Annotated in this window: 13 protein-coding genes and 1 pseudogene; 10 read left to right on the top strand and 4 right to left on the bottom strand. The window is 63.4% G+C overall.

All coding sequences use genetic code 11. The features are described 5' to 3' along the window. Positions 1-60: 60 nt before the first annotated feature. Positions 61-960: an SMP-30/gluconolactonase/LRE family protein gene (locus BLS34_RS20130; protein ID WP_093153237.1), complete on the top strand. Its 900-nt coding sequence runs from the start codon at positions 61-63 to the stop codon at positions 958-960. A 143-nt stretch (positions 961-1103) separates the two neighbouring features. On the opposite strand, the gene BLS34_RS20135 is transcribed toward BLS34_RS20130, so the two are convergent. After that, entirely contained in the window at positions 1104-2474 is a 1371-nt protein-coding gene (locus BLS34_RS20135) for a transposase (RefSeq protein WP_093153239.1), read from the bottom strand. A 267-nt stretch (positions 2475-2741) separates the two neighbouring features. On the opposite strand from BLS34_RS20135, the gene BLS34_RS20140 reads away from it, so the two are divergent. Both BLS34_RS20140 and BLS34_RS20145 read left to right on the top strand, forming a co-directional pair. Continuing rightward, on the top strand, positions 2742-3656 hold the full coding sequence (locus BLS34_RS20140; protein WP_093153241.1) for an amidohydrolase family protein: 915 nt from the start codon (positions 2742-2744) through the stop codon (positions 3654-3656). A 50-nt stretch (positions 3657-3706) separates the two neighbouring features. Continuing rightward, on the top strand, positions 3707-5821 hold the full coding sequence (locus BLS34_RS20145; RefSeq protein ID WP_093153244.1) for an acetate--CoA ligase family protein: 2115 nt from the start codon (positions 3707-3709) through the stop codon (positions 5819-5821). Positions 5822-6171: 350 nt separating this feature from the next. On the opposite strand, the pseudogene BLS34_RS25585 reads toward BLS34_RS20145, so the two are convergent. The 3 genes and pseudogenes from BLS34_RS25585 to BLS34_RS20155 form a co-directional block, all read right to left on the bottom strand. Further along, positions 6172-6360: pseudogene (locus tag BLS34_RS25585) on the bottom strand (IS66 family transposase); the annotation flags it as partial. A gap of 27 nt (positions 6361-6387) precedes the next feature. Then, positions 6388-7185, bottom strand: coding sequence for an enoyl-CoA hydratase (locus BLS34_RS20150; protein WP_093153246.1), 798 nt, complete (start codon positions 7183-7185; stop codon positions 6388-6390). 15 nt (positions 7186-7200) lie between these two features. Further along, positions 7201-8379, bottom strand: a complete 1179-nt coding sequence (locus BLS34_RS20155; RefSeq protein WP_093153249.1) for a CaiB/BaiF CoA transferase family protein — start codon at positions 8377-8379, stop codon at positions 7201-7203. A 195-nt stretch (positions 8380-8574) separates the two neighbouring features. Between BLS34_RS20155 and BLS34_RS20160 the strand changes: the two genes are divergently transcribed. The 7 genes from BLS34_RS20160 to BLS34_RS20190 form a co-directional block, all read left to right on the top strand. Next, the gene (locus tag BLS34_RS20160; protein ID WP_093153251.1) at positions 8575-9297 is read left to right on the top strand and encodes a GntR family transcriptional regulator; all 723 of its coding nucleotides are present in this window, start codon (positions 8575-8577) and stop codon (positions 9295-9297) included. Between the two features lie 129 nt (positions 9298-9426). Next, positions 9427-10404, top strand: coding sequence for a Bug family tripartite tricarboxylate transporter substrate binding protein (locus BLS34_RS20165; protein ID WP_093153254.1), 978 nt, complete (start codon positions 9427-9429; stop codon positions 10402-10404). A 67-nt stretch (positions 10405-10471) separates the two neighbouring features. Then, positions 10472-10927 (top strand): tripartite tricarboxylate transporter TctB family protein, encoded by a 456-nt coding sequence (locus tag BLS34_RS20170; protein WP_093153282.1) that lies wholly within the window; start codon positions 10472-10474, stop codon positions 10925-10927. Between the two features lie 10 nt (positions 10928-10937). After that, on the top strand, positions 10938-12428 hold the full coding sequence (locus BLS34_RS20175; RefSeq protein ID WP_093153256.1) for a tripartite tricarboxylate transporter permease: 1491 nt from the start codon (positions 10938-10940) through the stop codon (positions 12426-12428). A gap of 13 nt (positions 12429-12441) precedes the next feature. Continuing rightward, the gene (locus BLS34_RS20180; protein ID WP_175474316.1) at positions 12442-13548 is read left to right on the top strand and encodes a mandelate racemase/muconate lactonizing enzyme family protein; all 1107 of its coding nucleotides are present in this window, start codon (positions 12442-12444) and stop codon (positions 13546-13548) included. Positions 13549-13893: 345 nt separating this feature from the next. Next, positions 13894-14469, top strand: coding sequence for a gamma-glutamyltransferase (locus tag BLS34_RS20185; protein ID WP_093153261.1), 576 nt, complete (start codon positions 13894-13896; stop codon positions 14467-14469). An 88-nt stretch (positions 14470-14557) separates the two neighbouring features. Beyond that, the coding region (locus BLS34_RS20190; RefSeq protein ID WP_175474317.1) for a helix-turn-helix domain-containing protein at positions 14558-14773 on the top strand (216 nt) is incomplete at its 3' end.

The following is a 14773-nucleotide window of genomic DNA, read 5'->3' on the forward strand; positions in this document are numbered from 1 at the left end:
GCTCCGACAAGATAAATTAAAGAAATGAATTAAATAGACGAACGTGGGGAGAGGCGGGTGATGAACCGGCGCATCGAGGCGGTCCTGCTGCTCGACTGCCGCAACACGCTGGCCGAGGGCATCCAGTGGCATCCGGGTCATGGTCGGCTCTACTGGACGGATATCCTGGGCCGCACTCTGTGGAGCTGCGACGCCGAGGGCGGGTCGGTGGAGACCCGCGGCTTCGACAAGCGCATCGGCAGCTTCGCCTTCTGCAGTGACGACCGGATCCTGCTCGCGCTGGAGGACGAGCTGGCGCTGTTCGATCCGGAGACCGGATCCCTGAAGACCCTGGCGCCGGTCGAGGCCGACGAACCGCGAACCCGCATGAACGACGGACGGGTCGACCGCGCCGGCCGCTTCGTGTTCGGCGGCGTCGACGAGCACGGGCTGAAGCCGTATTCCGCCGTCTATCAGTTCAACGGGGTCCGGGCCCTGCGGCTGTTCGACGGGGTCGGCTGCGCCAACAGTATCGCGTTCTCGCCGGACGGGGCGCGGATGTACTTCGCCGACACCGCCGGCAAGACGATCGAGCGGATCTCCTACGAGACCGACGGGGTGCTGGGCGCCCGGTGGACCTTCGCCAAGCTGGCCGCCGACGAGGGCGGGCCGGACGGCTCCTGTGTCGATGCCGAGGGCGCGTTGTGGAACGCCCAGTTCGGTGGCGCCCGGATCCAGCGCTTCCTGCCCGACGGCAGCCGCGACATCCGGGTCGACCTGCCGGTCAGCCAGGTCACCTGCGCCTGCTTCGGCGGGCCGGCGCTCGACCGGTTGTACATCACCACCGCGCGGGAGAATTTCACGGACGCCCAGGCGGCTGCCGAACCGACCGCGGGCGGCATCTTCGTCGCCGAGGTGGGGGCGGCTTTCGGGGTGACAGGGCTGCCGGAGGAGAAATACACGGGATCGATCGCCGATTAGCGGCGCCCCGGGGTTTCCGGCTCGCGCGCCCATCGAGTCTGTTCTGAACAGTATCGACCGATACTGTTGAAGAAGTCGGCTGTCGGCTCGGCTTCGAAGCGGTTCGTCGATCGGCTGGCATGGGTGCAATGGCCCCTTTGCGCTTATGTGGCCGGTGCTGGCGCCCGCGGGGCGCAGATCTTTGCGAGCTTTCGGAGGTTCTGGGCGGTGGCTGCGAGGAGGAACTCGTCGCGGGCGCCGCAGGGGCCGCGCAGTCGCAACCGGCCGAGCTTCAGGATGCGTTTGAGATGGGCGAACAGCATCTCGACTTTCTTGCGCTGTCGGCGGGAGGTCGCATAGGTCTCGGTCTTGGCGATGTCGCGGGCCATGTCCCGCGCCCCTTCATGGATCGATCGGGGGATCTTGCGCGCCGGCTGGCCGGGACAGCAGTTCTGCTTGAGGGAACAGGCATCGCAGTCGGACTTGCTGGCCCGATAGATCCGAGTGTCGTCTTTGGTCACGCCGCTGCGCGGCTCGGTGAACGCACGCCGGCTGTTCTGCAGAAGCTTTCCGCCGAGGCAGCGATAGGTGTCGCTGTCGTGGTCGTAGCTGAAGTCCTCGCGCGAGAAGGTGCCGTCGGTGCGCTTTGACTTGTCGAAGACCGGGATATGCGGCTCGATCCCGCGCGCGTGGACCAGCCAGTTCAGCATCTCTGCCGAGCCGTAACCGGTATCCCCGATCAGGCGCTCCGGCCAGAGACCGAAGCGCTCCTGCGTGCGATCGATCATGGTCCGGGCGGCACCCACCTCGGCCTGCCGTACCGCGGTCGTTGCCTCGACGTCGACGATGACCGCGTTCTCCACATCGATGAGATAGTTGGTGCAGTAGGCAAAGACCGCCGGCCCGCCCCAGGACGCGGTCCAACGCGCGGCCGGATCGGCCGGCGAGAGGTACTTGGGCGGGACCGGCGTCGCCCCGCCGAACGCCGCATCGTCGAGAACGGCCAGATACTCCTCGACCGCACGCCCGGCTTGCGGCAGGTCTTCGGTCCTGGCCACGCCGCGCTGACGATGGGCATCGGCCACGATCAGACTGGCATCCACGGCGAAGCCCTCGCCGCCGACAAGGCCTTCTGCCATGCAGCGCCGCAGGACCGTCTCGAACAACTCGCGCAGCAGATCGGACTCCCGGAACCGGCCGTGGCGGGTCTTGGAGAAGGTCGAGTGGTCCGGCACGTCACCCTCCAGGCCAAGCCGGCAGAACCACCGGTAGGCCAGGTTCAGGTGGACCTCCTCGCACAGCCGCCGTTCCGAGCGGATGCCGAAGCAATAGCCCACGATCAGCATGCGGATCAGAAGTTCCGGATCGATCGAGGGGCGGCCGATCGGGCTGTAGTACGGTGCCAGATGCCGGCGAACCTCCGACAGATCGACGAACCGGTCGATGGCCCGTAGCAGGTGATCCCCGGGCACATGTCGCTCCAGGTTGAAGCCGTAGAACAGCTCCTCATGCATCACTGTCCGCTCGCCCATCATCGGCCCGCCCTCCCACTACAGGAGAACTGAATCAGCACCTCAGATCCGAGGCAAGACGGCCTTTTTCAACAGTATCAACCCTGCTACGGCGATCAGCAGACTGGCGGCATGAACCACACCATGGAATAGCTTAATCAAGCCGCCAAACTTTCCGAACAATGGGGTCCATCTCTTTCCTTTCTGATTCACTGACTAAGAAAGCCGCTCTAACCTCCAATGCAGATTAACTGGGACAGCCTCTTCAAGAAACTTCAGAAGGGAGAGAACATGCACCCGATCATCGACATGGAAATCGAGGCCCCACTTTCCGAGGCTGCACTGCAGGCCCAGGAAATTGGCAGGGGCCGTCCAGGCACCCCGATGGGAGAGCCACTTGACCGGCCTGACGGATACGGCTTCGGTAATTACAGCACCGTGTTCGGCGGTGGCTCGAAAGGATCGGCGACTCGCTCCTACACACAGGAGGAACGCGACCAGAAGTTTACCTCGATCATCGACGACATGGATCAGGCGAACGTCGAATACGGCTTCATGTGCAATATGCTGAACAGCGAGATCGGCGACATCCATCGCAAATACCCTGGCCGCTTCAAGATGTTCGCCCTGATCGACCCAATGGACGGCATGCGCGGGGTAAGAGAACTCGAGCGGCTGGTGAGAGAAGACGGAGCAAACGGCTTTCGCGTAACCGCGCTCACCAACTGCCTGCCAGCCAGCGACCGGCGCTACTATCCGCTCTATGCCAAGTGCGTCGAGCTGAACGTGCCGGCGAAGATCTACAGCAGCATGAACTACGCCAACGACCGGCCCTACGATCTCGGCCACCCGCGCCATCTCGACCAGGTCGCCATTGACTTTCCAGAGCTGAAAATCCTCGCCGGTTTGGGGGGATGGCCATGGATCCCGGACATGGTTGGCCTGTTAGCCCGTCACCCGAACCTCTACTGCGACACCTCGGCTCACCGGCCGCGCTATTTCGCCAAGCCGGGGGCAGGCTGGGAAATGTTCATGCAGTTCGGAAACAGCCGCCTGCAGAACAAGATCATGATCGGACTGTCACGCTATCTCTTCGACTGTCCCTATGAGGAACTGGTCGAGGAATACCGCCAGCTTCCACTGAAGGAGACGGTGCTGGAGAAGTGGTTCTATCACAACGCCAAACAGTTCTTCGACGGCGACTGAACCCGGCGTCCCCTCCGTCCACTTGCCATAACCGCATAGAAAAAGTCACGATGAGCAGGGATGTCTCGTCACTCATCAAGCCGGCGACGATCGCCGTTATTGGTGCGTCTGCCAAGAAGCGAGCTCAGGGTAACGCCGTTATCGACAATCTGCTGAGCCGGGAGTGCGAAAGCCGGATCATCCCGGTCCATCGCAGCGCCGAAACCATCCAGGGCCTGGTGACCGTCCCGGCCATCGAAGACCTGCCCGACAATGTTGACCTGGCCATCGCGTCGGTCCCTGCCGCTGCCGCCTTTGAAACGGCGCTGGCGCTTGAGTCACGCGGTGTGAAATCGGCGATCTTCTTCGCCTCCGGTTTCTCGCAAGAAGACGCGGACACGTTCCGATCCCTCGCCACCGAAAGCACCATGAATATCCAGGGGCCGAACTGCATGGGCCTGATCAACCTCAACGACGGGCTGTTCCTCTATCCGGCGACGACGTCGAGCAAGATCAGGGCAGGCAGGGTTGCCTTCATCGCGCAGTCCGGATCGGCCGCTATCACGCTGATGAATTCCGCTGAGTTCGGCATCTCGAAGATCATCACCGTCGGCAGCGAGTTCCAGCTTACCGCCGCCGACTACATGAACTGGCTGGCAACGGACGACGACACGGCGGCAATCGGCATCGTACTGGAAGCGATCAAGGACGCGGACGCCTTTGCCCGCGCCGCCCGCCGGGTATTCGAGACCGGCAAGTCCCTCGTCGTCCTGAAGGTCGGAAACTCCGCGATCGGATCGGCCGCCACTCTCGCCCACACCGGGTCCATGACCAGCGACGCGGACACGTACCGGCTATTCTTCGAGGCCAACGGCATCGCCACCGTTGCCGATTACGACGAGTTGAACGCAGCCCTCGAGATCCTGTCTCGCCATGGCCAAAGAGAAAACAGGGGCAGGCTCGCGATCGTCGGTATTTCAGGCGGGCAGACGGCACTCGCCTGCGATGTCGCTGTGACGGCTGGTGTCGAACTCGCACATTTCAGCGATGCCGTGGTCCGCCACATCGGTGAGGTTTCTCCCGGCACTCTGGCTCAGAACCCGATCGATTTCGGCTCTGTGACGGACGAGGCCGCCCGCGACATAGCCGGTTCAATCAAGGCCATTCTCAATGACGACGGCATCGATATGCTGGCCGTGATCCAGGATTGTCAGGCCGGACTGCACGAAAAGTCGCTCGAGTCCTACAGCACACCTATCGATGCTTATTGCCGGAGCGCCCGCGATGCGTCGAAACCGATCATCGCGATCTCAGCCACCTCGGAAGAAATCCACCCCGACATCCGGCTGAAATTCGAAAGCCACGGCATTCCCATTGTCAGCGGACTGCGCGAGGGCATCGTTGGGGCAGGAACCATCTCACGCCCTCGCCCGCGGGCCAGGGCCGAGACCGCGGAAACGCCTGAAATGCTGGAGCGGAAGACCCGTATCCTGAGCCTGATCCACGGGGAACTGAAGAACGGCAGGTCCCAATTGACATCGGAGAGCTGTCTGGAAATCCTGGCCGCCTACGGCATTCCGACGTCTTCGTCCCTTGTGGTCGCGAACGCCGCCGAGGCGGCCGAACGGATCGCCGATATAGAGTTCCCGCTGGCCGTTAAGGTCGCATCCAGGCACATCGCTCATCGCTCGGAGCTCGGTGGCGTCATGCTTGGCGTGCGTGACATGGACGAGCTGTCGACGGCACTTTCCCGGATTGCGGAGAACGTCGCGGCCGCCGCCCCCAATGCCAAAATCGACGGCTACGAGCTGCAGCGGGAAGTTCGCGGCGATCTCGAGGCCGTGGCGGGTTTCGTCGCCTCGCCACCCTTCGGCGTCAAGGTCATGGTCGGGACCGGCGGGACGCTTGTCGAGCTGATTGACGATCTGGCCATGGGACTTGCGCCGCTGACAGTGGCGGACGCGCAGGCGCTCATCGCCTCGACAAAACTCGGTAAGCGCATGAACGGCTATCGGAACCTCATCGCCCAAACCGATACGCGACCGCTCGCCGAGCTGGTCTCCAACCTGTCGCTCTTAGCACGTGACCTTGGTGACCTGATCACCTCCTGCGACCTAAACCCGGTCATGATTCACGCTGGCTCAGGCGAAGTCGCCATTGTCGATGTGCTCATGACGTTGAAATGAGGCAAGTGGAGGTTGGGGTTTCCGTACCATTTTCCCCGAAAGTATCGGTAGGGGTTCCAAAGTATTTCAGCTGGTTAGCGGAAGCATCAGGAGCCCACCTTGATTATTTTTAATGAGTTAGAGATGAATCCTGTTTTCGCGGCCTCGTCAAACCACATCGCCCCGGCGCGGATCGTCCGCAGGGGCAAAACCTGGCGGCATGGTACTCTCACGGTCGAGAGGCATCTTCGATTGCCTCAGTTTCCAGACGACGTTGCCCTTGACCGCATATCGATGGGGCAAGAGGCGACATTGTCAGGCGGCTCCCGTAAGGTCTTGAAATGTCGCAACATCTATTTCGGCACCCACCGCTAACACATTGGAATTTCAAAGGTCTCTAACCGATACTTTCGGGGAAAATGGTACGGAAACCCCTGGATCCGCTCGGCGTCGCGAACGTGGGATTCGATGGCCTCGGCCAGGGGCCTCAGTGCCGCCGCGACCGCGCCGATCCAGTTGGCCAGCGTGGAGACGTCGAGCGCCACACCCTCTCGGGCGAAGCTCGGGATTCCCGTACCAGCGCCTGCTCAGTGCCCTGCGAATGTCGGCCTGCGCTTCTCCATGAAGGCAGCCCGGCCTTCCTTGTAGTCGGCGCTGTTGAAGCAACGGTCCACCATCTCCTGGATCGCGGCCGCGTCGATATCCGACGGCACCTTTACCAACTCGTCGATGGTCAACTTGGACGCCTCCATCGACAACGGCGCGTTCTGGGAGATCTCGGCGCACATCGCCCGGACCGTGTCCTCCAGCGCCTCGGGGGCGACAACGTCGTTGATCAGTCCCATCGCCAGCGCCTGTCCGGCGGAATAGCGACGCGCAGTGAACAGGATTTCTTTCGCCTTGGATGGGCCAACAAGACCGACCAGCCGCAGCAGGTTGCCGGTGTCGTAGGCGATTCCCAGCCGGGCGGCAGGGATGCCAAAGGTCGAGCCCTCGGCGGCGATACGGATGTCTGCGGTCATAGCGATTCCCAGCCCGCCGCCCATGCAGAAGCCCTGGATCATCGCGATCACCGGCTTACGCAGGTCGAGGATAAGCTGACGGGCGTCGCGCGAGATCCTCGCGTAACGGTCGGCGGCGTCGGCATCGGCGCGGTTCTTGTCGAACTGGGAAATGTCCGCGCCGGCGGTGAATGCCTTGTCACCGGCGCCGGTCATCACCACCGAGCGCACCTCGGGGCTGTCGGCGAAAACCCTGAACGACCGTGCGATGCCCTCCCACATCTCCAGGGAGATCGCGTTGCGGCGCTCCGGCTGGTTGATGGTCAGCCAGCCGGTCGCGTCCCGGATCTCGGCCAGAATCTTATCGGTACCGGTGTCAACCATGGCGTCTTCCTCTCTCTAAACCGTGCCGGAGGCGCGTAGTGCCTGGATCTCATCTTTGGAATAACCCGCCTGACGCAAGATCTCGTCCGTATGGGCGCCGATCGCTGGCGTTCCGCTTCGCATCCGGCTCGGCGTGCGGGACATCTTCACGGCCTGACCCACCACGCGGAGAGTCCTTCCGTCGGCCGCGGTCACCTCGGGATCCATGGCCAGGCTCTTGACCTGCGGATCGGCAAAGGTCTGGTCGATGGAATAGATCGGCCCCGCCGGCACCCCCGCCTCGGCCAACACGTCGATCCAATGCTGCGTGCTCCGTGTTCGGGTGCGCGCCTCGATCTCGGCATTCAGACGGTCACGGTTCTCCAATCGGTCCTTCGGGTCGGCGAAGTCGGGATGATCGAACAGCGCGGGCGCGCCGATCGCGTCGCACATCCGCCGGTACAGGTTCTGCGCGGAGGCCTGGATGATGATCGCCCCGTCCTCGGTCCGGAATACCCCGGTCGGGATATGCACGGGGTGATTATTCCCGGCCTGCTGCGGCACCTCGCCCTTCATCAGGTAGCGCGCGGCCTGGAGATCCATCATGGCGATCTGCGCCTCAAGGAGCGACGTTCGGACCCACTGCCCCTTGCCCGACCGTTCGCGTTCGTAGAGGGCGATCATGATGCCCATGGCAAGATTGAAGCCGGCCGACAGATCGGCGATCGGGATGCCGACCCGTACCGGCCCCTGTCCCGGCAACCCGGTCACTGACATCAGCCCGCCCATTCCCTGGGCGATCTGGTCGAGGCCGGGGCGACCACTATAGGGACCCTCCTGGCCGAAGCCCGAAATGCTGCCGTAGACTAGGCGGGGATTGACCGCTGACAACGCGTCGTAGTCGATGCCGAGGCGGTGTTTCACGTCCGGGCGAAAGTTCTCGACGACGACATCGGCCTTCTCGACCAGCCGAAAAAACACTGCTCTGCCCTGATCGGATTTCAGGTTCAGGGTCAGACTGCGCTTGTTGCGGTGCAGATTCTGAAAATCGAACCCGCCCCGCTCTCCGCCGAGGGAATCCGTTCCGACCGACGGCGGGAGCTCGATCTTCACCACGTCGGCCCCCCAGTCCGCCAACTGGCGGACCGCGGTCGGCCCAGCCCTGGCGCGCGTCAGATCAAGCACGAACAGATCGATGAGGGGTTCGGTTGTCATCGTTGAATTTCCTCCCTGGGCGTCGGGGCCGTTCGCGGCCGGCGGCCTTCACCACATCTCCGTGCCTCGACTCGTTTGGCATACAATTTTTAACGACGTCAACTCACCTTCGCTATACTGCCGGGGTTGTACGTCCTATGACGATCCGCAGGGGCGGGTCCTGGATCGGGCCGCCGCATTTTGGAAGAGACATGCATGGCGAACTCGGGATCGGAGCCACTGGTTCAAGCCGACAACGAAATCCGCGGCCATCTACCGGAGCCGCCCAATGACAATGATCTGGCCAGCCGGCTGCTGGTCAGTCAGGTGGCCTCGAAGCTGAGGGATATGATCATCCAGGATCACCTGAAGCCGGGCACGCGGATCCGTGAACGCCAGCTCTCGGAGCTCCTCAACGTGTCGCGCACGCCTCTGCGCGAGGCGATTCGTATCCTGGTCAGCGAACGCCTGGTGCACAGCCTGCCAAACCGCGGCGCCGTCGTGGCGAGCCCGAACATGCAGGAAGTCCGGCAACTCCTTGAGGTTCTCGGCACCCTGGAGGCGCTCGGCGGCCAGCTTGCGGCCGAGTTCGCCTCAAACGAGAGGATCGAGGAGATCCTGGCCCTGCATCATGAGATGCTCTCGGCCTTCTACCGCAAGGACAAGCTGGCTTATTTCAAGCTCAACCAGGCAATCCACAAGAGCATCGTCGCGGCCGGCGGCAACGGGGTCCTGGTCGACACGCACGCGCAACTGAACGCCAGGCTCTATCGCATCCGCTACATCTCGAACCAGCGCGACGACCGCTGGCACGAGGCGGTGGCGCAACACGAGCAGATCGCCGACGCCCTCAAGGCGCGCGACGCGGCACGTTTGACCACCCTCATGCGCGATCACATCGGCCATACCTGGGTAAAGGTGAATTCCGTCGAAGCTTGATTGTCATTTGGTATGCCAAAATTCGTTGACGCTCCACCTGCCGCTCGACCACTATTCCTGAACAACCAACGAATGTGCGCGGCGATCTGACAGCCGACGCAGAAAAGAACTAAAAGGGAGGAAGCGAAAATGGTGCGCTCTATCGGAACGCGCAGTTGCCTCGTTGCGGCAATGGCCGCCGGCCTCGGTCTGGCGACGGTCGGCCTGCCCGCCATGGCGCAGGACAAGCCCGCCATCGAGGTGGTGACCCATGCCGGCGCCGGCGGCGGTACCGACGTCAACTCTCGGATGATGATGATCCGGGCCCGGCGCGAACTCGGGCAGGATATGGTGATCGTCAACAAGCGCGGCGGCGGCGGCGCGGCGTCGATGAACTACTTCCTCACCCGCCCGGCCGACGGCAACACCATCCTGACTTTTACCGTCGGTCACGCCATCACCATGGCGATGGGCAAGACCAAGCTGACGGTCGACGACATGGCGCCGATCGCACGCGGGACCAACGACCCGCAGATCCTGATGGTTAACTGCAAGACCTCGCCATACAAGACGCCGGACGATTTCGTCGCCGGCATGAATAATGGCGATGACATCAAGTTCGGCGGGACCCATACCGGCACCATCGACCACATCACGGTCTATCTCTGGGCTAAGCGGCTCGGCCAGCCGATGCCGACCTACATTCCGTTCAAGGGCGGCGGGGAGCTCGCTACCCAGCTTGTCGCCGGCGCGGTGGACGTAGGCGTTCTGAATCTTTCGGAAGCCAGCGCTCCGATTGAAGCGGGCGATATCTGCCCGCTCGTGATCCTGGCGGAAGAAGGCATGGAGCCCATCCCGGCGGCCAAGTCCTCCAAGGAACTGGGCATCGACCTCGTCCTGTCGACGACCCGCGGCTTTGTCACCCACTCGGGCGTCGATGAAGCGCGACGGGCCGAGCTTGAGACCGCGTTGTCCAAGGCAATGGATCACTCGCTCTACCAAGCCTATCTGATGAACTCCGGCTTGGATACGACTTCGCCGCAATCTTCCGAACCCTGGGGTAAGCAGATTAAGGCAATGGTGGCTGAGTTCGGCCCAGCCCTGAAGGAAATGGGCCTGGTCCAATAAGAAGCCTCCCCTTGCTCTGACCTAGGAGAAGACGGTGCGCCCTGGCGGGCGCGCCGTCCGTCCGGCCATGCGTACTCTCGTCCTCCCCGCCCTCATCATCGGCTTTTCCGTCGTCGTCATCTGGGCTTCGCTCCAGCTCGATCTGTCGCCGCCCATGATCGTCGGCGAAAGCATGCAGCCGCGCGTGTTCCCGATCGTGCTGATGATCATCAATATGGGACTCGCGGTGGCCCTGGCGCTGCAGTACCGCATCGCGCCACCGAAACAGATCCGTCTCGAGGGGAGGTCCACCTGGGGCACGATCGCCCTGTTCGGCGTGTTCTTCGTGCTGACGGTCTATGTCGACATGATCATCGCCATCGCGGCGACCGTGTTTCTGATGTGCCTCCTGTGGGGCGAGCGTCGGCTTCCGGTCGCGCTGGCCGTCTCGGTGCTCACTCCGACCACGGTGTTTCTCCTGTTCGACAAGGTCCTGCAGATCCGGTTCCCGCGGGGACTGTTCACCAACTGGTACTACGGATAGGCGGCGCGCGATGTTGGATGCCCTGCTGGCCATGGGATCGGTCGTTTTCGACCCTTACCTGCTCCTGCTGATTTTTCTGACCACCATCGTCGGCGTGATCATCGGCGTACTCCCCGGTCTCGGGGCGACCACGGGCGCGGCGCTGCTGCTTCCGTTCACCCTGACCATGGCGCCGGTCCATGCGATTGCGGTGCTGGCGACCCTCTACGTCTCAGCGACCTTCGCCGGGTCGATCACCGCGATCCTGATCAATACGCCGGGAACGGCGGCCGCAGCCGCCACGACCTTCGACGGCTATCCGCTAGCCAAACGGGGCGAAGCCGGGCGGGCGCTCGGGATCGCCGTGGTTTCGAGCACGGTGGGCGGCGTGTTTTCCATCATCGTGCTCTGCATATGCGCCCCTCTGCTCGCACGCGTCGCATATGAATTCCGCCCGCCGGAATACTTCGCACTGGCGCTCTTTGGCCTGTCCATGCTGGCCTCGATCAGCGCCGGCGGCGCAGTGCGGAATGTGATCGGCGGCGTGTTCGGCGTTTGGCTGGCGACTATCGGGGCGGAACCGACCACGGGAATCGAGCGGTTCATGTTCGGTAACTACGAACTCTACGAGGGCCTGTCGTTCGTCCCGGTCTTCATCGGCCTGTTCGCCATTTCCGAGCTGCTCGTTCAATCCAAACACCTGAACCGGGCCATCGTCGCGGTCCGCCTCAAGGCGGTGATGCTGCCCAGTCGTGAAGACTACCGCCGAATTTGGAAGACCGTGCTGCGGTCCTGCGGGATTGGCACCTTCATCGGCGTCCTGCCGGCGGAAGGGGCCACCGTCGCCTCGATGATCGGCTATGCCGAGGCTCGCCGCTGGTCGAAGAACAAGGAAGAGTTCGGCAACGGCTCCGTCGAGGGCATCGCCGGCGCCGAAGCCGCCAATAACGCGGCGACCGGCGGGGCCATGGTTCCGACGATGGTGCTTGGCATTCCTGGCAGCGGTACGACGGCGGTCATCCTCGTCGGCCTGCTGGTGCACGGGCTGCGCCCTGGCCCCTACCTGTTCACCGAGCAGGTGGACACGGTCTATCAGATCTTCGGGGCGATGCTGATCGCCAACCTGATGTTCCTAGCAATGGGGCTTTACGCCGCCAAGCTGTTCGCGCGGATCTCGCTGGTACCGTCGAAGATCCTATGGCCGATGGTCTTCGCCCTTTCGGTGATCGGCGCCTATGCGCTGCACTCCTCGCTACTCGACGTCTGGGTGGCGCTGGTCTTCGGCGTGATCGGGTTCCTCGCGCGGCGGCACGGATTCGCCGTCGCGCCGATCGCTGTCGGCCTGATTCTCGGCGAGATGGTCGAGACCAACCTGCAGAACTCGTTGAAGATGTTCGATGGCGACTGGTGGCTGATCTTCACTCAGCCGTTGGCGGCGATGTTCCTCTTCTTCGCCTTCCTCGGGTTGTTCGGCTCGGCGATCTTCGCCTGGCTGCGCGCCCGCCTGTGGTCCAGCGACTAATCTGGAGAGAATGATGAAGATCACCGAGGTGACGGCACGGCGCTATCGGGGCGAAGGCGGCAACCCCTATTCCGCCGAGATGGTCGTGGTCGAGGTCGCCACCGATGCGGGGGTGACCGGGATGGGCTTCGCCAACGCGCCGCCGCGCATGGGTCCGATCATCGCCCAGTTCATTGAGCATGTTTTCGGGCCCGCCGCGCTCGACGCTGACCCGCGGCTCACCACCGACCTCTGGCAGCGCCTGCAGGGCGAGACGGTGCCCCGACGCGGCGGCGACGGCATCGCCCGCTATGCGCTCGCCGCTCTCGACATGGCATGCTGGGACATTCGCGGCAAAGCCACGGGCCTGCCGGTCAGCGCGCTGCTGGGTGGACAGCGCCGGCTTGTGCCGACATATGCGAACTGCGCCCACCACATGGCACCCGATGCCCTGGCCGAGCGCGCCGCATCCTACGTCGCCATGGGCCACAGGGCGCTGAAGATCCGAGGCACCCGAGGCTACGTCACCCCGCGCGAGGCCACCGAGCGGGTCCGCGCGGTACGCGAGGCCGTCGGGCCTGACGTCAAACTGATGGTCGATGTGAACGGCAGCTGGGACGTCGACACAGCGATCCAGCAGCTTAAGGCTTGGGAGCCATACGACGTCTACTGGCTCGAGGAACCCGTACCGCCGCACGATATCCCCGGCTATGCGCGCGTCCGCGCGCGAGCTGGACGCACGTATATCGTCGGCGGCGAGCAGAATGTCGGCCTCTCCGAATTCCGCGCCCTGGTCGAGCAGGGCGGCGTGGACATGGTCCAGCCGAACGTCATGATCACCGGCGGCATCACCGACTGGTTGCGCATTCACGCCTACGCGACCTCGATGAACGTTCCGGTCTCGCCTTGGGATCTGCAGAACGTCCATATCCATCTGGCCGCGGGACTGCCAAATGTCAGGTGGATCGAGTACTTCATGGCCGACAACGCGCTCCTGGAATTCCAGACCCGACTATTCGCTGGTGCGCCGTTCAAGGAGGAAGTTGACGAGATCGGCATTCAACTGGTCGCGCCTACGGCGCCTGGTCTGGGACTGGCGTTGGACGCAGAAGTAGCCGAACGGTCGCTCGTCACTGACTAGAGGCTTTCGTACCGGATTCCCCCACGTTTGGAACACTCCCAAAGTACCGGGGACTGTTCCAAACGTGGGGGTCACGCAGTGTCATTGCAACTCGCTTAGTTGCTGCTCAGATCGAGGAGGCAGGGTCATCTGCGCCAGAGTGATCTGACTTGGCCTGTTCATGGTTTGTCCGAGTTCGCGAGGTTTAGCGAAAACAAACCTTGAGGTGACCCCTGCATTACAACAAGCGGTCGCGCGCCGAGATGGAGGGCCTGTTCGAGGCCAATGCCATGGACCGGTTGCGTTCGCGCCTGACCGACGGCAAGCCGGTGATCGGCCGCACCGAGCAGTGGGGGGGCGGGCCCGATGAGCGAGACCGACTGGACCAGGCAGCACACCACCTCGTTCTCCGCCGCCGACGCCGAGGGCAACCTGATCTGCGTCACCCAGACCCTGGGCGGCATCTTCGGCTCCGGCGTTGTGATCCCGGGCACCGGTGTGTGCATGTCCAACTACCTGAACTGGGGCGACCTGGAGCCGGCCTCGCCGAACTACCTGGCGCCGGGCAAGGCATGGGCCTCGGTGGTGGCACCCAGCATCGGGACGGTCGACGGCACCGGTGTCCTCGCACTCGGCACCCCGGGCAGCTACGGCATCATGCAGACCCAGGCCTATGTGCATTATCTGAACTACGGCCTCGAGCTGCAGGCCGCCATGGAGGCGCCGCGGGCGCGGCTGTGGGACGGCGCCCGGGTCGAGTTGGAGAGCCGGGTGCCGGAATCCACCGTGGAGGAGCTGAAGCGCCGCGGCCACGCGGTCGAAATGGCGCCACCGCTCACCATGAACTGCGGCGGGATGCAGGCGGTGTCCTTCACGCGGGAGACCGGTGCGATGGTGGGGGCGGCCGATCCAAGGCGCGACGGATCGGCGGTCGCCGCCTAGAGCATTTTCGCACCTGAGGGAATCGTAGGGGATTCCGTTTTTGGCACGAATCTGATTCACCATCATGGCTGGGGATTGGAGGCCAGCCATGATGACGCGAGCCTTTTCCGATGACCTTCGAGAACGTGTGATCCAGGCGGTCGAGGGCGGGATGTCCCGCCGTGCGGCGGCAGAGCGCTTTGGCGTCGGTGTGTCGACCGCGATCAAATGGGTGCAGAAATGGCGATCGACGGGGACCTGGTCAGCACGTCCGATGGGCGGTGATCGGCGATCTGGTCGGATCGAGGCCGTTGGCGACGAGATT

The organism is Thalassobaculum litoreum DSM 18839 (assembly GCF_900102465.1).
In the GTDB taxonomy this organism is placed as follows: domain Bacteria; phylum Pseudomonadota; class Alphaproteobacteria; order Thalassobaculales; family Thalassobaculaceae; genus Thalassobaculum; species Thalassobaculum litoreum.